Origin of the sequence: Microbacterium sp. ZW T5_45 (assembly GCF_044987415.1) — a bacterium.
In the GTDB taxonomy this organism is placed as follows: Bacteria; Actinomycetota; Actinomycetes; order Actinomycetales; family Microbacteriaceae; genus Microbacterium.
The window spans coordinates 1-20678 of sequence record NZ_JBJDRJ010000025.1; the positions used below are offsets into that span (position 1 = coordinate 1).

The window sequence follows — 20678 nt, forward strand, 5'->3', positions numbered from 1 at the left end:
CGGGGATCGAGCGGCTCGTTCTTCGTCACCGCTCAATCCGAGCCCAGAAGTGTCACCACCAAGAACCCCGAAACCGTCACCGATGTCCTGATCCAGAAACGTCACCGATGTCCTGCGACATGACACCTCTCATCTACGTGAATGAGAGGGGGCGTCGTAGCCCAGTGGGGGCGTCGGCATAGCCCTCGCGGGGCCACCTGGGTGGCACACAGCGGCGCCGGCATGAGGACGCGAGGCGCGACACCAGCGGATGCGCGCGGAGCGCCGGCTCATTCCGGCTCGTAGCCGATCAGCCAGCGGATGCCGTAGCGGTCAACGACCGAGCCGTCGACCCCGCCCCAGGGGCGCGCCTGCAGCGGGTCCATCACCCGCCCATCGGCGGCGAGCGCGTCGAACCAGCGGGTGAGCGTCACGGCATCCGCCGTTCCGAGCAGCGACAGGAACATCCCGCTCATCTGCACCGCGTCGTCATCGGCTCCCGCATCGGCGGCCGCGAGAGCGACCGGCCCCGCCAGCTGGCCGTGGGCGATCGCGTCACCAGGGCCGTCATGTCGACCCATCTCGGCATACGTCCACGCGCTCACCTCGCCGCCGAACACGGACGAGTAGAGCTCCAGCGCCTCGGCGGCGTTCCCAGGGAACAGCAGATACGGCATGAGTCCGGCCATCCCGCGAGTGTACGCCCGGCACGCCCCGGCCGACAGGAGCCGGCCCGCATCATCCCGGCACGGCACTCCGATACCGCCGCGGCTTCCCCTCGCCGAGCTCGCTGAGCCGCCCCACCCGCTCCACCACGATCGGCACCGAGAGCAGGGCGCTCAGCGCGCGCCGCACTCCCTCGGCATCCCCTCCGGCGATCCGGGCCCGCACACCACCGTCCGCCGTCTGCTCCACCGCCCATCCCTCGGCCCCGTGGGCCTGCAACTGCTGCGTCAGCTCGACGCACGGCACCAGCGCGCCGTCACCGGCGATGAAGCGCGTGTTCTCCCGTCCCTCGAGATCCGCGATCCCCACACCACCATCGTCGAGCATGATCAGGCGCCCGACATCGCCCGTCCGGTAGCGGACCAGCGGCAGCAGCGGATTCTCACCCGCGGTCACCACGATCTCGCCCATCTCGCCCGGAGCCACGGCGACGTCCGCCCGCGGATCCAGCACCTCGACGTGCACCCGGCGATCGAGCACGCGGAACGGCCCGTCGTCATTGCGCGCCGCGATCGGCCGCGTCTCGTGCAGCCCGTACACATCGATCACCGGGCATCGAAAGGCGCGCTCGAGCCGCGCACGCAGCGGAGCCGAGAGCGCCATCGCGCCGGAGAAGATCACGACGGGATGCAGCACGTCGTCGAGCCCCACATCGACCAGCTCACCGAGGCTGGCCGGGTGCCCGCTGAGGACCTGCGGGTCGGCCTCGGCGAGGAAGCGGCGACGGGCATCGACGTCGGTCCACGCCGAGGGATGCAGGTTCACCCGTGCCATCGCGCGCTGCGCGAAACTCGAGATCACCGAGACGTAGGTGAACGCCTGCCGCTGATGCACGAGATTCATGACCGCCATCCGCTCGCCGGACGGCTCCACCGACGCCCCCGCCGATGCGGCGAGCGCGACGAGCAGATGGAACCCGCGCGCGACCTCCTCGACGTCGTCCGGGATGAGCAGCGCGGCACCGGTCGATCCGGAACTCGTACCGTGCAGCATCCGATCGAGGTCCGCGTCCAGCGGCACGAACGCGCCGAGATCGTCGACGAGGTCGGCGCGCCCGATCGTGGGGAAGTCCTCGAGGACCGCCTGAGCCGGCATGTCGCGATAGCGCAGCGTCCTCCGCGCCGCATCCAGGTGCTCGGCGAGCCATCCGTCGGTGGAGAGCGGATGCCGCACGCGCTCGAGCTGCGCCGTGATGAGTCGATCGCCGGTGGCGTGCGTCCACTGCGGGGCGTCGGGATGCCGTCGCCACCGGTCCAGTCGGGCCGCCCCGGCGGCGTCGAGCGTGGGCCAGCGCTCGGAGTCGCTCAGCACGGCGGCCTCTCCGGGGGCGTACTCGGCGAGCGCGAGCACTCCATCGAGATCAGCGACATCGACATCAGCAGCATCAGCGACATCGAGATCAGCAGCATCGAGACCTGCGACCCCGAGGCCGGCACCATCACGGCCGGCGGCATCGGGCCGAGTCGCGCCGAGCTGGGAGTCACTCACTGGAGTACCGCGCCGCGGCCTCTTTGCGCCGAGCCTCTTCGAGCCGACGCGCGATCTCTGCTCGGTGCCGGTGGCCCTCGTAGGCCTCGGACAGCGCGCGGTCGCGAGCGAGCGAATCGCAGGCCGCGAGCAGGGAACGCGCCGTCTGCTCGTCCTCTCCGGCTGGCAGGCATCCGCACCAGAGCAGGAAGGTCCGGGCGGCCTCGGTGCGGCGCGCATCGTCGGAGAGCCACCGGGTCGGATCCACCACCGAGGCGACCCGCAGAGCCAGCGCGTCGATCGCGACCGCTCGGCCCGCAGGCGGCAGAGCGGGTGAGAACGGCTCGACGACCTCCTCGCTCGCGCAGAGCCACAGCCCGATCGCGGCTCCGAGGCGCACGCGCGGGTCACCGGCGAAGGGCAGACAGCGCAGGGAGACTCCGATGATGTCTCCGGCGAGCGCCTGCACCGAGACCCGCTCGTCGAGGAACGCCTGCGGAACGCTGGACAGGCGCGCCGCCACCGCCGCCAGCGAGGGGCCGGGACGCGCACGCGCCCAGGCCTCGTCCTCACCGTGCCAGGCGGTACTCCACGCCGCGAGCAGGTCGCCGGTGTCAGCCATGCAGCCGCTCCGCGAGTGCCGCGCAGGCCGTGGGGGCATCGGCCATCGACTCGAGGTACACGACGTCGTAGCCGTTCGCTGCGGCGAGGTCCGCCACCCGCCGCCGAGCATCCATGAGCACGAGCGTACCCGTGGTGAGCACCCGCCGGACCGAGGCGGCGACCGCGGCGAAGGGCTCGTTGCCGACGCCGAACATCGACACGAGGCCGTCATCGGACAGCACGACGACGTGCCGCTGCACCTCGTCGGTCGGTGCGGGAAGGCCGCGGTAACGGTCCTCGTAGAGGTCGAGCGGGAACGAGGTCGACCGCCCGAAGAACAGGCACAGTGTCGCGACGACCTCGTTCGCGTTCCGGCTGAAGCGCTCCATGCCGGCCACTTCCCCCGTGCCTGAGAAGCTGGTGACGCGCATCCGTCCTCCCCCGCGCAGAACCGAGAGCGCGAGGATCGTCCCGGCGAGCACGGCCGGCGAACCGATCCGCGGATTCGCCATCGATCCGGAGGAGTCGATGTAGAGGTCGAGGTCGATGCTGCGCTCGACGCGGACCGGCACATCGTCGAGCTCGGTGCGCCGCCGCGTGGTTACACCGGGGATCACGGCACCGCCTCGCAGGGTCAGCGGCCAGTCGATCTCGGCGAGGTCGTCACCGAGCGCCCACTGATCGATCGGTCCGGGGATGCCGCCGTCCGGACGCTCCGGCGCGGGCCGCAGGTACGGACGCACCCAGGGTGCGGCCTCGGTGCGGTACCAGGCCGCGAGCACGGCATCGGCGTGGGAGTCCGGGTACAGCCGCAGGGTCTGCGCGAGGGTGAGCCGCTGGCCGTGGTCGGAAGACGATGGCGGGGCCGAGGAAGACGCGGCATCGGCGCCACCGTCCGCGTCGTCGGGTAGAGCAGGATGCCGGGGCAGATCGTCCCGCAACCGCTGGTCGGCCAGCATCCGTCCCAGCTCATCGGCCGTTGGCGGATCGTCGGATGCCGCGCACGCACCCGCCCCGCTCTCGGGCGCCGCGAGCGGATGCTCGGACTGGGCGATCTCGCGAAGGTAGGGCGCCATGATCACTCCGAACAGCGCCGCCCCCGCGATCGGATCCGTGCGGAAGGTGCGCACCGCCTCGGCGATGAGGGTCGCGTCGACGGGTGGCGACGCCACCGTCGCGGAGGCGAGCTCCGCATCGATGCGTGCGCGCTCCTGCTGGGCCTCGCGCAGCAGCCTCTCCTTCTCGCGATGCTTCTCCTTGATGGTGCTCATCGGGGCGACGACAGCCTGTCGTGTCGCCGGATCCGGTGCCGCGGGCGGCTCCAGAGGACACAGGGTCTGCGGCGGCAACTGCCAGAGCAGTTCGTAGGCGCGGCAGTACACCCACCAGATCCGATCCGCGCTGCCCACGGGTGCGGGGTAGAGCGCGCGTCCCAGCCGGACGATCCCGATCTCGAGCGGGTTGCCGGCGCCGGCTTCGGCTCGCTGCAGTTGTGCGAGCCGCGTGTTCACGAGCAGGTCGTTCCACATGTTCGACAACCGCCCGACGGTCGTCTCGGAAGGGCGACCGTCGGAGACCGGTGCGATCGCCTTCGCGATCTGGTGCCGGATCTTCAGCGAATCGATCCGCGTGCTCGGTGCAAGGACATGGTGGCCGATCTCGTGCGCGAACATCGACCAGAGCTCGTCGGAGAGGCCTCGCTCGTGCAGGAACAGCGGATCGACGGTCACCGACGGCGGGAACGAGAACCAGGCGGGAGCTCCGTGCACGGCGGCCGCTCCCGGTCGCACCTCCGGATCGTTCACGCGCACGCGCCACAGGGCGAGAGCCCGCTCCCAGGCCGCGCGGGCCTGATCCGTCAGCGGAACAGCATCCGGCAGTCCTCGATCCGCGCTCATGCGGAATCCTGCACCCGTACCCAGGCGAGGTGGCTTCCCTCGCCGAACACGAGCCCCACTCCGTCAGCCGGGCCGTCGGCGAGGCCGTCGGCCGGAGTCGGGGGGTCGCGCAGCGGGGTGAGCTGCGCGCTCCAGACATCGCAGTCCAGGCGCCACCAGTCCCCCGCCACGAGGAACGCGAACGCGCCGTCGGCGGCGAGACGGATGCCGCGCTCCGGCGGGCGGATCCACGCACCGCCGACACCGCTGAACCCGCCGGTGGCGAGCACGTACCCTCTGTTGTCATCGCGTTCCGGCCACCAGAAGCGATCGTCGCTCTGCCGTCGTAGGAACTCGTCGAGGACGTGCACCGCGATCCCGAGGGTCGCGGCCGCACCACGCCGCCGTCCGGCATCCGTCGCGCCGCGCAGGCGCGCGAGCGCATCATCGCGGAGCGCGAGCGCTCCCGACCGCCACGCGGCGATCGCGACCAGGCCGAGCAGCCCCTCCCGGTCGTCGTGCGCCGCGGGATGCGCAGTGAGTCCCGCGGCGAGCGCCCCGGCGAACAGCGTCGGTGACCCGCCCGCCCGTTCGACGGATGCCGCGGCCACCGTCGCGTCCAGCCCGGCACTCGAGAGGTCGGGGAGTCCGGCCGGGGGGAACGGTGTGCGATTGGAGAGCATCCCCGGGCGATTGATCATCGACCGGACTCCCGCCACCTCGCATAGGCGGTGTAGCGCTGATGCAGGTATTTGAGCGCGATGACGTCGTCGAAGTCACGGCCGTAGAGCTTGCCGACCGAGGCGATACGACGCAACTCCGCCTCGATGACGGTGATCCGGCGCGAGGCCTCGAGCGCGGTGACGCCGTCGAGCCCCCGATCGAGCTCGGCCAGGAGAGCCGCCGTGGGGTCGTCCGCCCCCCTGCCGAGCGCGTCGAACTGTCGGCACGACCGCGCGAACAGGTCACCGAGCCAGCTCACGGTGTCGGTGCTCAGCTCACGCTCGGCTCCGACGTCGAATCGCGGATGCGTGGTGTTCGGCAGCAGCTTTCCGCGCAGTACGAACGGGAGGATCGCGGCGACGTCGTCGAGGTCGACGGCATCCTCGCCGCGGAACCACGCCATCGCCTTCGCATACAGGATGAGCGTCTGCAGCGCTCTGACCGAGAGACCGTTGCGGGTCTGCGCGCCGAGATCGACCTCGAGGTCGGCGCCGCTGTTCGCCTCGATGACCTCACCGACGCGGCCTCCGGCCGTCGTGACCACGTCTTTCGTGCGGTATTCGAAGCGCCTGCCGCCGTGCTGGACGAACTCGAAGTGGCTGAGGAAGAAGCGCAGGCGCTCCCGAACGGCATCCGGGATCGGCACCGCGCGGATGCGCGCGCGCATCTCGACCTGCGCCGCAGCGTCGAAGACGAGCTCCGCCGGCACGTGCTCCTCGGGCTTCTCGCCGGCCTCGACGCGGGTGATCAGCTCGTCGAGGAACCGGCTGTTGAAACCGGCGGCCTGCACCGTGACGTCCATGCGGTCGCGCAGGGCCTGGATCACGGGGAACGTGCCGCCACCGGCGTCGTCGTTGGCCGTGAAGAACCAGCTCTCGACGCCCGAATCAGGGGCGGTCCGGCGCATCTGATCGTGACTCTCGACATACCCTTCGGCCACCATCGTCAGCAGCGCCGACTGCGTCTTGGTGGGAATGCGGTTGTACTCGTCGACGATCTTGACCGGCAGGCCGAGCCAGTCGCGCCACGCGATGCGGATGTCACTGAGCCGCTCGGCCTCGACGAGGTCCCGCGGCAACGGGATGCCGACGAGGTCGCTCACCGTCAGTTGCGGCTGCCCCTGCTGCACGGCTCGGCGCACATCGTCAGATGCCGTGCCCGCGAGCACTCCCATCAGCACCGCCACGGTCGTCTTTCCCCGTCCGGGGCCGCCGATCAGCAGGCACTTGCCGCCGACCGCAAAGGTCAGCAGCGGGATGAGCACGTTCGACGAGAACGATGCCTGCGTGGGCAGTGAGATACGCGCATCGGCATCGCCGAGACCGATCGTGAGCGGCTCGCCGTGCGAGAACTCCATGTCGTAGTACGGCGAGATCACCGCGCGGTTGACGATCCAGTAGTAGACCTGGCGCAGCTTCTCGTCGAGCGGCACCGCCGCGGCGGCCTGCGGCCGGAACAGATCCTCAGCGGTCAACGGCTCGACGCCGTGCGCGCCGCCCGGGTTCGTCGGCGATGCGGACACACGGCTCCAGCGATCGGGCATGCGATCATCCTAGGCCGCGCTGGATCGCCCGCTGCTCGTGCATCGGCCGCGCCTCCAGCGGGACGGCGAACCGCAGGTGCTCATCGAGGAGCGGACGCAGAGCGGATGCCGCGGCCTCGACCCTCTCCTCCACCGTGCCGCGCACCTCGAGCCAGGGCGCGCTCTGCGCGGCGAGCTCGTCGCGGAAGCGCTGCTGCATCGCGTGACGGATGTGCTCGCCGTCGCGCATGCCGTCCTGCACGAAGGGGATCTCGTCGCCCGTGAGCACGTAGAGCAGGGGCCGATGGTGCGCGGCCGCCTCGTACAGACGCGGGGCGCGATCACCGACGTAGCGCTCGTGCCACAGTGCAGTCGCGAGCACATCGGTGTCGCACACGAGGATGGGTCGGGGCACCCGTCTGCGGGCCTCGTCCTCGAGCGCGATCTGGCGGTCGACGATGAGGTCGAACTCGTCGCTCCGCCAGGGGGCTTCGAGCCCGCCCTCGCGGATCATCGAGTGCTCACGGCCGTACTCGGGCACCCACAGGGTGCCGAGCCGGGCGGCGAGCGCCTCGGCGAGAGTCGTGGATCCGGTCGACTCCGCTCCGATCACCACGACCCGCACGGTGAGCCAGGCCCGCACGGCGGGTGTGAGCTCGTGCCAATTGCCCTCGACGTCGGCGCGGATCGCGGTACCGGAGACGGGGTTGATGCGCCGACCCTCATCGACCTGCCACCAGCGCGCATGCAGGCGGCGAGCGAGCTCCCCGCCGTAGGCGTCGCAGGAGAAGACCGTGTCGACGGGTCCGTCGAGGAGCGCGGCGATGACGGCCACGTGTTCGTCCCATGCGGTCGCCGACTCGAAGTCCACCGGTGCATCGTCCATCGCGGCGACCACTCGCACGCCGGGGTGCGCTTCGCGGACCCACTCGGCCCGGGTCTCCAGCGGGATGGATTCGACCGAGGAGCCGAGCACCTGCACGGTGACCCGGTCGCTGTACCGCTGCGCCTCGCGGATGAGATGCGAATGCCCGCTGTGGAACGGGTAGAACTTGCCGATGACGAGACCGTGCCCGCCGGCATCCGGCTGCCCGCTCACGCCGTCTCCGCTCCTCGGGGCGCTCGCTCCGATGCCTCGACACCGCGCCACGACCGAAGGCCGACGACGCAGAGACCGATGAAGAGCGCGTAGAGCGCGGCGATGACCCACAGCCCCGCGGCGATCGACAGGCCGACGAACACGATGTCGACGCCGATCCAGACGAACCAGTTCTCGATCCACTTGCGGTTGAGCATGTACTGCGCGACGAGGCTCACGGCCGTCGTCGCGGCATCCGCCAGCACCACCTGCGAGTCGGTGAAGCTCGCGAGCATCCAGACCAGCAGCGCCGTGCCGGCGATGCCCGCCAGCGCCAGCCAGGGCCAGGCCCGGCGTGGGGTGTGCGCGATGTAGGTGCGGCTCTGCTCTGCTCCGCGCGTCCACCGCCACCAGCCGTGCACGCCCATGACGAGGTACACGATCTGCAGCACGGAGCTGGCGTAGATCCCCGCACCGACGAAGACGACGAACATCACGACGTTGTTCGCGATGCCGATCGGGTAGCTCCACACGTTGCGCCGCCCCGCCAACCAGACGCAGATCGCGCCGGTGACGAAGCCGAGCACCTGGGGCCACTCGGTCTGCAGCCAGTCGAGCACGCGGTCGCCTAGAGCTCGACGCCGACGAGCACGGGTTCGGGCTGCAGCACGAGACCGAACTCCGCGTGCACACGGCTCTGGATGAACCGGGCGAGCTCGGCGACCTCGGCCGCCGTCGCCCCTCCCCTGTTGGTCAGCGAGAGTGCGTGCTTGGTGGAGACGGACGCGCGCGAGCGCGGCAGGTGGAAGCCCTTGCGCACTCCTGCCTGCTCGATGAGCCATGCGGCGCTGACCTTGACGTCCGGCGGGACCGCCACGGGCTGCGGCACCAGTCCGTCGTACGAGGCGAGCGGGATCACCGTGACGGCATCCAGATCGGGGGCGACCGGCCACCGCGGGCACTCGGGCGGGAGCGAGCGGGCCACGCTCTCGGAGACGATCGCGTTCTGGAAGAACGACCCGACGCTGTGCGTGTCGTGATCGCTCTCGTCGAGGAGCATGCCCTTCGACGCGCGGGTCGCAAGTATCCGTTCACGCACCCAGGTGAGCGGCACGGGTTCGTCGTTCTGCAGTCCGAGGGCACGACGCAGCTGCTCGCCGCGGACGATCCGCTCGCTGGCGACGAGCAGGTCGACCGTGATCGAGACGATCACCGCCCGGCGCTGCGGCACGCTGCCGTAGTGATGCTTCAAGACCGAGGTGCGGAAGCCCAGGCCGAGCTCCCCCGCCGGTACGGTCACCACCTCATCGGTGTTCTCATCGAGGAGCTCCACCTCGACGAGGGTCTCCTGCACCTCCTGGCCGTAGGCGCCGATGTTCTGCACCGGGGCCGCGCCCACCGTGCCGGGGATGCCGCTCATCGCCTCGAGTCCGGCGTAACCGCGCTCGACCGCGTAGGCGACGAGATCGTCCCACCCGTGTCCGGCCTGCACGCGCAGACGCACACGACCCTCGTGGGGCGACGGCAGCTCCTCGATGCCCTGCGTGAGCACGCGCACGACGGTCCCCTCGAACGGAGCGTCGCCGACGAACAGGTTGGAACCTCCGCCGAGCACGAACCAGTCGTCGCCGCGCGACCATGCATCCTGCAGCGCGTCGACGAGCTCCGCGGTGGTCGTCGCCTCCAGCATGCGCTCCGGCGCGGCGCCGGTGCGCAACGTCGTGAGCTCCGCGAGACGGATCGGCTCGACCTCGCGCATCAGATCGCGACGCGCAGCTGCGCCTTGACCAGCACGGTCGTCTCGGCGAACACGACCTTCAGGTCGATCCGGGTCGCCGTGTCGTCCACCGCGGCGACGGTGGCCGTGACCTGCAGGTCGGCACCCGCCTCGGGATCGACGACCACGGGCTTCGTGAAGCGCACGCCGTAGTCGATCACACGCGCCCCCGGCTCGAGTGCGGCGATCACGACGGAGGAGGCGATGCCCATGGTCAGCATCCCGTGGGCGAGCACACCGGGAAGGCCGACCGCCGCGGCGACGTCGTCGCGGTAGTGGATCGGGTTGAAGTCCCCGGATGCGCCCGCATAGCGGACCAGCGACTCCCGGGTGAGGTGCACGGTGCGCTCGGCGACGACGTCTCCGACGGTGAACGGCATCAGGCTGCCCCTTCTTCCGAGCCGACCAGCAGCACGCTGGTGGCGGTCACGACGTGAGCACCCTCGGCGTCCGTGATCTCGGCCTCGCTGGTGATCATCGCGTTGCCGGCCATCATGCGGATGCCGGTGACAGACAGCTGTCCGGTGAGCTCATCGCCCGCGACGATGGGGCGCGAGTAGGAGAAGCGCTGCTCGGCGTGGATCGTGCGCGCGAGGACGATGCCCGAGTCGGGCTCTGCGAGCAGCTGCTGCAGCGTGTGGTCCTGGATGACCATCGCGAAGGTCGGCGGCGCGACGACATCTGCGAAGCCGGCGGCACGCGCGGCCTCGACATCGGTGTGCTGCGGAGCATCGGCGAAGACGGCGCGCGCGAACTCGCGCACCTTCTCGCGGCCGACGAGGTACGGGGCGGTCGGCGGAAACTGCCGGCCGACGAGATCTTGGTTCACTGCCACCCCTCGATCCTACGTTCTCCGCGGATCGGCCGTTCCGGCTCAGCCCTTGCCGCGCCCCTTGACCGCCTTGACCGCCATCTGCACGGCGATGACGACGAGGTAGGCGGCGAACAGCAGGTTCGCGATGGTCGGCTCGGTCAGCGTCGCGAGCCAGGCGCCCAGCGCGGTCGTGGTGCATGCCGAGATGCCGATGAACGCCGCGGCGACGAGGTCGACGTTGCGGTTGCGGAGATTGCCGATCGTTCCCGAGATCGCGGTCGGGATCATCATGAGCAGCGATGTGCCCTTGGCGACGAGATCGCTGGTGCCGAACGCGATCATCAGGACGGGGACGACGATGACGCCGCCGCCGACACCGATGAGGCCCGCGAGGATTCCGGTGATCACCCCCACGCCGACGAGGGCGATGCCGCTCACCCAGGTGAGATCGAACGGAGCGTCGCGCGAGGGCACGACGACGAAGAGCATGATGATGACGACGGCGAGGAAGCCGACGAAGGCCCAGCGCAGCACGGTCTGCGAGACTTTCGGCAGCAGCCTCGTGCCGATCTGCGCACCCACCACCGATCCGGCAGCGAGGATCAGCGCCGGGATCCAGGCGACCGAGTCGCTGAGGGCGTAGGAGATCACGCCGACGGTCGCGGTCGGCACGATCGCGGCGAGCGAGGTGCCCGCACCGAGTCGCTGGTTGAAGTGCAGCAGCAGCACGAGCAGCGGGACGATGACCGTTCCGCCGCCGACCCCGAAGAGACCGGACAGGAGACCTGCGAGCAGGCCGATCCCGATGAACGACGCGTACGCGCGAGGCCCTCGGGTGGAGATCTGGGCGTCGTTCACCCGTCAACCCTACTCTCGCGGCGTCCGTGCTCTCGGCCAGAGGGCGCCATGTGACGGCTGGGCCGTAGGCGATGGGTGCCCCGCCCAGACGCGTGACGATTCCCGGAATGGATGACGGGAAGCGGATGCTCTCGGCAGAAGCTTCCGGGATCCGTCACGGCATCCGGGATCCGTCGCGGCAGCGCTGGTCGGAGGCGGCCATTCGGCGGAGGCGCAGCATCCGAGCGGGCGCAGCATCCGGGAAACGACGAAGCCCGCCGCCCCAGGGGGCGACGGGCTTCGCGGGAAAGCAGATGCTTACTTGGTGTCCTCGACGGCGTCGGCGGCTGCGGCCTCAGCGGCCTCGCCCTCGACCTGCGACTCGGCACCGGCCTCAGCGGCCTCGTCGGCGACGGGAGCCTCCTCGACGGGGGCCTCCTCGACGACCTCGGGCTCTGCAGCCTTCTCGGCCTTCTCAGCCTTCGGAGCAGACTTGGCGGCCTTCTTCTTCGGGGTGACGGGCTCGAGGACGAGCTCGATCACGGCGAGGGGCGCGTTGTCGCCCTTACGGTTGCCGATCTTCGTGATGCGGGTGTAGCCGCCCTCACGCTCGGCGACCAGCGGCGCGATCTCGTTGAAGAGGATGTGCGCGGCGTCCTTGTTGGTGCGCAGCACCGTCAGGGCGCGGCGACGGGCGTGCAGGTCGCCGCGCTTCGCGAGCGTGACCAGACGCTCGGCCAGCGGACGAAGGCGCTTCGCCTTGGTCTCGGTCGTCTTGATCGACTTGTGCGTGAAGAGCTGAGCCGCGAGGTTGGCAAGCAGCAGGCGCTCGTGGGCGGGGCCGCCTCCGAGGCGGGGACCCTTGGTGGGCTTGGGCATATCTATCTCCTGGTCAGGAAAGGTCGGGTCAGCTGGCCTCTGCCAGATGACAATCCGGGAAGGTCAGAAGGACTCGTCGTCGCCTGCGCCGTAGAAGTGGGCGCCGTCGAAACCGGGCACCGAATCCTTGAGCGACAGACCGAGCGAGATGAGCTTGTCGCGCACCTCGTCGACCGACTTCTGGCCGAAATTGCGGATGTTCATGAGCTGCGTCTCCGAGAGGGCGACGAGCTCCGAAACGGTGTTGATGCCCTCGCGCTTGAGGCAGTTGTACGAGCGCACGGACAGGTCGAGGTCCTCGATCGGCATCGACAGCTCGCTGGAGTTCACAGCCTCCACCGGCGCCGGGCCGATCTCGATGCCCTCGGCCTCGACGTTCAGCTCGCGAGCGAGGCCGAACAGCTCGGTGAGCGTCTTCGCGGCCGAGGCCACGGCGTCGCGCGGGCTGATCGCGTTCTTCGTCTCGACGTCGAGGACCAGCTTGTCGAAGTCGGTGCGCTCACCCGCACGGGTGGCGTCGACGCGGTAGCTGACTTTGAGCACCGGCGAATAGATGGAGTCGATCGGGATCTGACCGGCCTCCGCGTACTCGTTGCGGTTCTGCGTCGCCGAGACGTAGCCACGGCCGCGCTCGATCGTGAGCTCGAGCTCGAACTTCGCGGTGTCGTTGAGGGTCGCGATCACGAGCTCGGGGTTGTGGACCTCGACGCCGGCCGGAGCCGAGATGTCGGCGGCCGTGACCTCGCCCGCACCCGTCTTGCGCAGGTACGCGGTGATGGGCTCGTCGCGCTCGCTCGAGACGACGAGCTGCTTGATGTTGAGGATGATCTCGGTGACATCCTCCTTGACACCGGGGATCGTGCTGAACTCGTGCAGCACACCGTCGATGCGAACGCTGGTGACAGCGGCACCGGGGATCGACGACAGCAGGCTCCGACGGAGCGCGTTGCCGATCGTGTATCCGAAGCCGGGCTCCAGAGGCTCGATGACGAACCGGCTCCGGTTCTCGACGATCTTTTCCTCGGTCAGTGTGGGACGCTGTGCAATAAGCACTCTGTGTTCCTTTCGATCACATGCCCGCTATATGACATGTGGTGGGGTGAGGTCTTGAGTTGTGGCGTTTCCGCCGACCCGCTGAGCGGGCCCCATGCGCGAAGGCGGTCATGAGAGGGGTGCCGGGGCACCCCTCTCATGACGACGATCAGACGCGGCGGCGCTTCGGCGGACGGCAGCCGTTGTGAGCCTGGGGCGTGACGTCCTGGATCGAGCCGACCTCGAGGCCTGCTGCGGTGAGCGAGCGGATCGCGGTCTCGCGACCGGAGCCCGGACCCTTCACGAAGACGTCGACCTTCTTGACGCCGTGCTCCTGCGCCTGACGCGCAGCGGACTCGGCGGCCATGCCGGCGGCGTACGGGGTCGACTTGCGGGAGCCCTTGAAGCCCACGCCACCCGACGATGCCCAGCTGATGACAGCGCCGGACGGGTCGGTGATCGAGACGATCGTGTTGTTGAACGTCGACTTGATGTGGGCGTGGCCCAGCGCGATGTTCTTCTTCTCCTTGCGGCGCGGCTTGCGCGCGGCGGCCTTGGGTGCAGCCATGAAAGTGTTCTCCTAGTCCCTGGGGGCCGCGCTTAGCGGGCCTTCTTCTTGCCGGCGACGGTGCGCTTCGGGCCCTTGCGGGTACGGGCGTTGGTCTTGGTGCGCTGACCACGGACGGGGAGGCCACGACGGTGGCGGATGCCCTCGTAGGAGCCGATCTCGACCTTGCGGCGGATGTCTGCGGCGACCTCGCGGCGCAGGTCACCCTCCACCTTGTAGTTGCCTTCGATGTAGTCGCGGAGTGCGACGAGCTGGTCGTCGGTGAGGTCCTTGACGCGGATCGACTCGTCGATCTCGGTGGCCTTGAGGATCTCGACCGAGCGGGTACGGCCGACGCCGTAGATGTAGGTAAGGGCGATCACCACGCGCTTGTCGCGCGGGATGTCAACGCCGGCAAGACGTGCCATGCGGTTCTCCTGGGTGTTGTGGAGGTCTGGAGCAGGATCGGTGCCCGGGCCTCCGCCCCGAGGTGTCCCCCACCGGAGTGGGATCTGATCCTGCCGTTGTGTGTATTGAGTTGTGAGTCAGATCTACGAGATCCGTCGGCTGCGCCGACGAGAACTCAGCCCTGGCGCTGCTTGTGGCGCGGGTTGCTCTTGCAGATCACCATGACGCGGCCGTGACGGCGGATCACCTTGCAGTGATCGCAGATGGGCTTGACGCTGGGGTTGACCTTCATGATGTTTCCTATTCGCTGTCTTCACCGGGCAGGCGGGAACGCCTGGGGTGTTACTTCTCGACCGATCAGCGGTAGCGGTAGACGATACGGCCGCGGGTCAGGTCGTAGGGGCTGAGCTCCACGACCACGCGGTCCTCGGGGATGATGCGGATGTAGTTCTGCCGCATCTTTCCGGAAATCGTTGCCAGGACCTTGTGTCCGTTGCTGAGCTCAACGCGGAACATCGCGTTGGGAAGAGCCTCGGAGATCACGCCCTCGATCTCGATGACACCGTCTTTCTTAGCCATAGCCTCGCTGACGCTTCTGCAGATCGGCCGATCTGCGGTGGGTGATGGGAGTGCGGTGCGGCTCTGATTCGGACACGCCGAGACAGGGCACAAAGCACCAAAGATCTATATTAGACGACGGAGGAGCATCCGGCAAATGCTGGATGCTCCTCCGATGCGCGGTCGGCGCAGGGTCAGACCCGGCGACGGCGGGCGACGAGGACGCCACCCGCGGCGAGCAGCACGGTCGCCGCGACCAGCACGAGCAGGGACACCGTCCCACCTGTGGTCGCCAGAGCATCGGACGAGCCGTCCGATGCGGTTGCGTCGGTCACGACCTCGGTCGATCCGGATGCCGTTGCCTCGGCGGCCGCGCCGGCGCCGGTGCCGTCGGCCGATGCGTCGGCGGTAGAGCCGTCGGAACCGGCGTTCGCGTCGGCACCCGCAGCGTCGGCATCCGCGTCCGCGCCGGAACCGTCCGCGGCAGCATCCGCACCGGCGCCATCAGCATCCGCATCCGCACCGGCGCCGTCCGCGGCAGCATCCGCACCGGCGCCGTCAGCGCCCGCATCCGTGCCGTCAGCATCCGCATCCGCACCGGCGCCGTCAGCATCCGCGTCCGCATCCGCATCCGCATCGCCCTCGCCGTCGTCGACGCACGTGCCGGCCCACGGATACGCGTGCAGTTCATTGCCCTGCCCGCGGGTCGTCAGGTCTCCACCGACGTAGACGCGGCCGTTGGTGTTCGCGATGATGTCGACGTCGGCGGACGGCGCGAGGATCGAGCCGGGCACCTGTCCGGTGCCACCGATCTCGACCGCAGCCGCGTCCTGGTAGTTCCAGAGGATCGAAGCCGCGATGTTCCCATCGTTCGGCGACGACATGGTGAGCGCCGCCCCGTTGTAGAAGTAGGTCGACGCCGTCACGGCGACGGGGCCGCCGACCACGTTGACGAGCACAGGGGCGTAGGGGGCGATACCGCTGAAGCGGATCTCGTTGGCGGAGCTCAGCTGCTCGGCGGTCACGTCGAAGACCTGCAGCTCATCGGTGCCGGTGCCGGCCATGTCGAGGACGACCCAGCCGGTGCTCGCCGACACGGTGCCGTTCGCGTTCTGCGTCGCGAGCGATGACGACCACGACGACACCTGCGCCGAGAAAGCCGCGTAGGGATCGAGGGCGTCTGCGGCACCGAGTCCGGTCTGCAGGTCTGCACCGGCGTTGCTGATGCCGCCGGCGGTGGCTGTTCCGCCGATGGCGACGGCGCCGCCGGGGATCGCGAAGTCGCCGACACGGAGCACCGATCCGGATGCGACGTCCACATCTCCGCCGACCTGCAGCATGGTCTCCCCTGGTGCCGGACGCACATCCGACCCGATCGCGATGCCGACGATGAAGTCCTTGCCGATCACGGCGTCGCCCGCGACCACGACGAGGCCTTCGGCCTCAGCGGCTCCGCCCGCGACGGTGAAGTCCCCGCCGGCATAGGTGTTGACTCCGGTGTCGTGCACCTGCGGCTGCGCCGGCGTGGTCCCGTCGATGTACGGGAACCCTCCGTCGGGAGTGCAGACGCCCAGCGGAGCGGTGACCGTCGCAGGAAGCGGTGCGGCCTGTGCGGCCGTCACGGTCCCTCCGACGAGGAGGAAGGCGCCGACCGTGCCGGCGATGATGATGCGCGGATGCGCGCGGAAAGCAGATGAAGGCATACCCCAGGTCCCCTCGGCGCGGATCACGCGCCACATGAAAGCGCGCCCGGGTCCGGGCGCCTCATAGAGGGTACGCGCCTGTTCGACAGATGTCGATTTGCGACCCCTTAAGAGGGCAGAGACGACCGAGCGGCGGCGCACGATGTGCGCCGCCGCTCGGTGTGCGGATCAGGGTCTGATCACTCGCCGGAGCCGTCTGAGCCGGTGCCGCTCGCGCCGCCCAGGATCTTCGCGAACTCGGTCGCGATGTCTGCGTTCTCGATCCGGGTGCCGTTGACCTCGACCGTCGGGGTGCCCGTGATGTTCTGCGACTTGGTCTGGTCGTCGGCGAACTTCGTGTAAGTGCCGTCGGCGATGCAGTCGGCAGCGGCTCCCGCCCCGACCTGCTCAGCGAAGGCACTCATCTCGGCGTCGCTCAGACCGGCGGAGTTCTCGGCCGGCTGGTTCGCGAAGATGAGGTTGAAGTAGTCGAGGGTCGCGTCGGGTGCCTCCTCCGCGACGCAGTACATGGCACCGGCGGCCCGCGACGAGAAGTCACCCGTGGTCGACAGACGGTTCAGGATCGACACCGGGTGGATGTTCAGCGTGATCTCGTCGTTCGCCGCGGCGGTCTGCAGCTGCTCGCCGTAGGCGTCCTCGAACTGACCGCAGATCGGGCACATGAAGTCGAAGTACGTGTCGATCTCATCGTCACCGGAGCCGAAGCTGATCGCGCCGGTCTCCGTGTTGACGATGTCGCTCTTCGGAGCGGCTCCCGGAGCCGTGGCCTGGTTGTTCATGAACCACACGAGACCGATGAGCCCGACCAGCACGACCACCACGGCCGCGGACACACCCACAACGAACCAGTTGGTGCTCTTATTCGCGACTGCCATTGCATTCCGTTCTGTCGAGGCTCACCCGTGTGAGTCCGGTCTGAAAGTGTTCGGGCGCACGCGCGCCTCGGAGTCTATTCTGCCTTGCGTTTCCTATGCGGGAGTTGAGATCCGGCCGAACGTTCGTCGCTCCGTCGTGCACGATCGATGTGAGCGGCGAGTTGTGCACCGAATGCGGTGGTCGAGCGCTGAGTGCGGGCATCGGGCGCCCAGGCCTCCACACGAGCGCGAGACCGCTCAGGTCGTGTGAGACCGCTCGGCTCGCGTGAGACCGCCTTCGCCCGCGCTGAGACCGACACCCCTGCACGAAACCGACCGGTAGAGCATCCGCCTCGCGCAAAACCGTCGGTCTCACGCCGAACCATCCGCCTCACGCACACCGTCGGTCTCAGCGGGCAGCGGACTCAGGCGATGGGAGTGGGCGTGACTCCGAACGGCGCAAGGCCGGCCGCGCCGCCGTCGGCGGCGGTGAGCACCCAGATGCCGTCCGCGTGCACGGCGACGCTGTGCTCCCAGTGCGAGCCGTCGGAGCCGTCGACCGTCGACACGGTCCAGTCGTCGTCCTCCACGAACGTCGCCTCGCCGCCGGCGGTGACCATGGGCTCGATCGCGAGCACGAGGCCCGGCTTGATCTCGGCACCCGGGTCCGGCGTGCGGTAGTTGAAGACGCTCGGCGCCTCGTGCATCTTGCGGCCGATGCCGTGCCCGACGTACTCGCGCAGGATGCCGTAAGTCTCCCCCGACACGGCCGACGGACCCTGCGCCTCGATGTACTCCTGGATCGCGGCACCGATCTCACCGATGTGCGAGACCGACGCCATCGCGGCGATGCCGGCCCACATCGACCCCTCGGTCACCCGCGACAGCTCCATCCGACGCGCCACGATCTCGGCATCCGCTTCGCCGGGCACGATGAACGTGCGCGCGCTGTCGCCGTTCCAGCCCTGGTACTGCGCTCCCCCGTCGACGGAGACGATGTCCCCGGCCTCGAGAACGCGCGAACCCGGGATGCCGTGCACCACCTCGTCGTTGACCGACACGCACAGGGTGTGCCGGTAACCGCGCACGAGCTGGAAGTTCGACTCCGCCCCTCGCTCGAGGATCGTGCGGTTCGCGACCGTGTCGAGTTCGAGGGTCGTCACCCCAGGACGGATCAACGGTCGCACGGCGTCCAGCGCCGCCGCCGTGATCAGCCCGGGCTCGATCATCGACCGCAGCTGCGCCGGGGTCTTGTAGATCGACTTGCGGAACATCTCAGACCGCGACGCGCAGGCCGCGGGCGTCGAGCGCAGCGAAGATGCGCTCGGTGATGTCGTCGAGCGAGCCGACGCCGTCGATCGTGTCGACGATGCCGCGCTCTCCGTACACCGAGAGAATCGGAGCCGTCTCGTGCTCGTAGATGTCCAGGCGGTGGGCGATCGCCTCCGGCGTGTCGTCCGTGCGCCCCTGCTCGGTGGCACGCAGCGCAAGACGGGAGATGCTCTCCTCACGCGGCACGTCCAGCAGGATCACCGCGTCGAGGGCCTCGCCGCGTGCGCCGAGGAACTCATCGAGGTGCTCGACCTGGTGGGTGTTGCGCGGGTAGCCGTCGAGCAGGAAGCCCTGTGCGGCATCATCCTGCGAGAGACGGTCGCGCACGATCTCGCTGGTGAGCTCGTCGGGGACCAGGTCGCCGGCCTCGAGGATCGCGGTGACCTGCTGACCGAGTTCTGTGCCCTGCTTGATGTTCGCTCGGAAGATGTCACCCGTCGAGACCACCGGGACGCCGAGAGCCTCGGCGATGCGCACACCCTGCGTGCCCTTGCCGGAGCCCTGCGGGCCGACGATGAGGAGACGAGCGGATGACGTCATCGGAGGAGCCCTTCGTAGTGACGCTGCTGCAGCTGCGCGTCGATCTGCTTGACCGTCTCGAGACCGACGCCGACGATGATGAGGATCGACGCGCCACCGAACGGGAAGTTCTGGTTGGCACCGACCGTCGCCAGAGCGATCAGCGGGATGAGGGCGATCAGACCGAGGTAGATCGATCCGGGCAGCGTGATGCGCGTCAGCACGTAGTCGAGGTACTCGGCCGTCGGTCGACCCGCGCGGATGCCGGGGATGAACCCGCCGTACTTCTTCATGTTGTCGGCGACCTCGACCGGGTTGAACGTGATCGCGACGTAGAAGTACGTGAATCCGATGATCAGGAGGAAGAACGCGACCATGTAGATCGGGTGGTCGCCCTTGGTGAAGTACGTCGAGATCCAGGTGACCCACGGTGCCGGCGTCGAGCCGTCCTGCGGGGTGTTGAACTGCGCGATCAGCGCCGGGATGTACAGCAGCGACGAGGCGAAGATGACCGGGATCACACCCGCCATGTTGACCTTGATCGGGATGTAGGTGTTGGTGCCACCGTAGGTGCGGCGCCCGACCATGCGCTTGGCGTACTGCACCGGGATGCGCCGCTGCGACTGCTCGACGAACACGACGAGTGCCATCACGATGATTCCCACGGCGATCACCATGAGGAAGATCTCGAAGCCGTTCGTCTCCCAGATGAGCGACATCGCGCCGGGGAAGGTCGCCGCGATCGAGGTGAAGATGAGCAGCGACATGCCGTTGCCGATGCCGCGCTCGGTGACGAGCTCGGCGAACCACATGATGAGTCCGGTACCGGCCGTCATCGCCATGATGATGAGCAGCTGCGCCCACCACACGTCGTTGGTCAGGAGGTTGTTGCAGGCCGCGATGTCGGTCTGGCCGAACAGCTGGCCGCTGCGCGCGACGGTGACCAGCGTGGTCGACTGCAGCAGCGCGAGGGCGATCGTCAGGTAGCGGGTGTACTGCGTCAGCTTCGACTGCCCCGCCTGTCCTTCCTTGTGCAGCGCCTCGAAGTGCGGGATCACCACACGCAGCAGCTGCGTGATGATCGTCGCGGTGATGTACGGCATCACACCGAGCGCGAAGATCGACAGCTGCAGGAGCGCGCCACCCGAGAACAGGTTGACGAGCCCGAGCAGGCCCTCGGTTCCGGAGTTCGCCGCCAGACACTGCTCGACGTTCGGGAAGTTCACGAACGGAGCCGGGACGTTGGAGCCGAGGCGGTAGATGGCGATGATCGCCAGAGTGAAACCGATCTTCCGACGCAGGTCGGGCGTGCGGAAGATCCGCGCGATGGCGCTAAACAAGGACGTTCCTCCTGAAAAGGGATGCCGATCCTGAGGGATGGCTGAAAGACCAGGGTAACTCAAAAGAGGGGCCGGAGATTTCTCCGACCCCTCTTATGAAGTG

The 20678-nt window shown here is 68.8% G+C and carries 23 protein-coding genes; all 23 read right to left on the bottom strand.

The genetic code is table 11. The features are described 5' to 3' along the window. Positions 1-269: 269 nt before the first annotated feature. The 23 genes from ACI3KS_RS12955 to secY all read right to left on the bottom strand — a co-directional run bounded on the left by ACI3KS_RS12955 (position 270) and on the right by secY (position 20575). Positions 270-668 (bottom strand): VOC family protein, encoded by a 399-nt coding sequence (locus tag ACI3KS_RS12955; protein WP_404918934.1) that lies wholly within the window; start codon positions 666-668, stop codon positions 270-272. Positions 669-717: 49 nt separating this feature from the next. Next, positions 718-2193 (bottom strand): AMP-binding protein, encoded by a 1476-nt coding sequence (locus ACI3KS_RS12960; protein ID WP_404918936.1) that lies wholly within the window; start codon positions 2191-2193, stop codon positions 718-720. Then, entirely contained in the window at positions 2186-2794 is a 609-nt protein-coding gene (locus ACI3KS_RS12965; protein ID WP_404918938.1) for a phosphohydrolase, read from the bottom strand. The genes ACI3KS_RS12960 and ACI3KS_RS12965 overlap by 8 nt, the downstream gene beginning before the upstream one ends. Beyond that, positions 2787-4673, bottom strand: coding sequence for a VWA domain-containing protein (locus ACI3KS_RS12970; protein ID WP_404918940.1), 1887 nt, complete (start codon positions 4671-4673; stop codon positions 2787-2789). The genes ACI3KS_RS12965 and ACI3KS_RS12970 overlap by 8 nt, the downstream gene beginning before the upstream one ends. After that, positions 4670-5353, bottom strand: coding sequence for a potassium transporter Kef (locus tag ACI3KS_RS12975; protein ID WP_404918942.1), 684 nt, complete (start codon positions 5351-5353; stop codon positions 4670-4672). Before ACI3KS_RS12975 ends, ACI3KS_RS12970 begins: the two co-directional genes overlap by 4 nt. Next, positions 5350-6918, bottom strand: a complete 1569-nt coding sequence (locus ACI3KS_RS12980) for an AAA family ATPase (protein WP_404918944.1) — start codon at positions 6916-6918, stop codon at positions 5350-5352. The genes ACI3KS_RS12975 and ACI3KS_RS12980 overlap by 4 nt, the downstream gene beginning before the upstream one ends. Before the next feature lie 4 nt (positions 6919-6922). Next, positions 6923-7996 (bottom strand): AAA family ATPase, encoded by a 1074-nt coding sequence (locus tag ACI3KS_RS12985; protein WP_404918946.1) that lies wholly within the window; start codon positions 7994-7996, stop codon positions 6923-6925. Next, positions 7993-8595, bottom strand: a complete 603-nt coding sequence (pnuC, locus tag ACI3KS_RS12990) for a nicotinamide riboside transporter PnuC (RefSeq protein ID WP_404918948.1) — start codon at positions 8593-8595, stop codon at positions 7993-7995. The genes ACI3KS_RS12985 and pnuC overlap by 4 nt, the downstream gene beginning before the upstream one ends. A gap of 8 nt (positions 8596-8603) precedes the next feature. Further along, positions 8604-9734, bottom strand: coding sequence for a UDP-N-acetylmuramate dehydrogenase (locus ACI3KS_RS12995; RefSeq protein ID WP_404918950.1), 1131 nt, complete (start codon positions 9732-9734; stop codon positions 8604-8606). Then, a complete protein-coding gene (locus tag ACI3KS_RS13000) occupies positions 9734-10132 on the bottom strand; it encodes a MaoC/PaaZ C-terminal domain-containing protein (protein WP_404918952.1) in 399 nt (132 codons plus the stop codon). The genes ACI3KS_RS12995 and ACI3KS_RS13000 overlap by 1 nt, the downstream gene beginning before the upstream one ends. Further along, positions 10132-10587: a MaoC family dehydratase N-terminal domain-containing protein gene (locus tag ACI3KS_RS13005; RefSeq protein ID WP_404918954.1), complete on the bottom strand. Its 456-nt coding sequence runs from the start codon at positions 10585-10587 to the stop codon at positions 10132-10134. Before ACI3KS_RS13005 ends, ACI3KS_RS13000 begins: the two co-directional genes overlap by 1 nt. Positions 10588-10626: 39 nt before the next feature. After that, positions 10627-11424 (bottom strand): sulfite exporter TauE/SafE family protein, encoded by a 798-nt coding sequence (locus ACI3KS_RS13010; RefSeq protein WP_404918956.1) that lies wholly within the window; start codon positions 11422-11424, stop codon positions 10627-10629. 297 nt (positions 11425-11721) lie between these two features. Continuing rightward, the gene (gene rplQ, locus ACI3KS_RS13015) at positions 11722-12282 is read right to left on the bottom strand and encodes a 50S ribosomal protein L17 (RefSeq protein ID WP_404918958.1); all 561 of its coding nucleotides are present in this window, start codon (positions 12280-12282) and stop codon (positions 11722-11724) included. A gap of 63 nt (positions 12283-12345) precedes the next feature. Further along, entirely contained in the window at positions 12346-13335 is a 990-nt protein-coding gene (locus ACI3KS_RS13020) for a DNA-directed RNA polymerase subunit alpha (RefSeq protein WP_404918960.1), read from the bottom strand. Positions 13336-13483: 148 nt separating this feature from the next. Further along, the gene (gene rpsK, locus ACI3KS_RS13025) at positions 13484-13882 is read right to left on the bottom strand and encodes a 30S ribosomal protein S11 (protein ID WP_045253826.1); all 399 of its coding nucleotides are present in this window, start codon (positions 13880-13882) and stop codon (positions 13484-13486) included. Positions 13883-13914: 32 nt separating this feature from the next. Then, the gene (gene rpsM, locus ACI3KS_RS13030; protein ID WP_196384186.1) at positions 13915-14289 is read right to left on the bottom strand and encodes a 30S ribosomal protein S13; all 375 of its coding nucleotides are present in this window, start codon (positions 14287-14289) and stop codon (positions 13915-13917) included. A 155-nt stretch (positions 14290-14444) separates the two neighbouring features. Then, complete coding sequence (rpmJ, locus tag ACI3KS_RS13035) at positions 14445-14561, bottom strand: 50S ribosomal protein L36 (RefSeq protein ID WP_005050492.1); 117 nt, start codon at positions 14559-14561, stop codon at positions 14445-14447. Between the two features lie 65 nt (positions 14562-14626). Then, positions 14627-14848, bottom strand: coding sequence for a translation initiation factor IF-1 (gene infA / locus ACI3KS_RS13040; RefSeq protein WP_017201569.1), 222 nt, complete (start codon positions 14846-14848; stop codon positions 14627-14629). Between the two features lie 173 nt (positions 14849-15021). After that, a complete protein-coding gene (locus ACI3KS_RS13045; RefSeq protein WP_404918964.1) occupies positions 15022-16530 on the bottom strand; it encodes a choice-of-anchor A family protein in 1509 nt (502 codons plus the stop codon). A gap of 179 nt (positions 16531-16709) precedes the next feature. Next, positions 16710-17405, bottom strand: a complete 696-nt coding sequence (locus tag ACI3KS_RS13050; protein ID WP_404918966.1) for a DsbA family protein — start codon at positions 17403-17405, stop codon at positions 16710-16712. A gap of 404 nt (positions 17406-17809) precedes the next feature. After that, complete coding sequence (gene map, locus ACI3KS_RS13055) at positions 17810-18658, bottom strand: type I methionyl aminopeptidase (protein WP_404918968.1); 849 nt, start codon at positions 18656-18658, stop codon at positions 17810-17812. Between the two features lies 1 nt (position 18659). Further along, positions 18660-19256 carry an adenylate kinase gene (locus tag ACI3KS_RS13060; RefSeq protein ID WP_404918970.1) on the bottom strand — a complete coding sequence of 199 codons (597 nt, stop codon included), beginning with the start codon at positions 19254-19256 and terminating at the stop codon, positions 18660-18662. Beyond that, a complete protein-coding gene (secY, locus tag ACI3KS_RS13065) occupies positions 19253-20575 on the bottom strand; it encodes a preprotein translocase subunit SecY (RefSeq protein ID WP_404918972.1) in 1323 nt (440 codons plus the stop codon). The genes ACI3KS_RS13060 and secY overlap by 4 nt, the downstream gene beginning before the upstream one ends. Between the last annotated feature and the right edge of the window lie 103 nt (positions 20576-20678).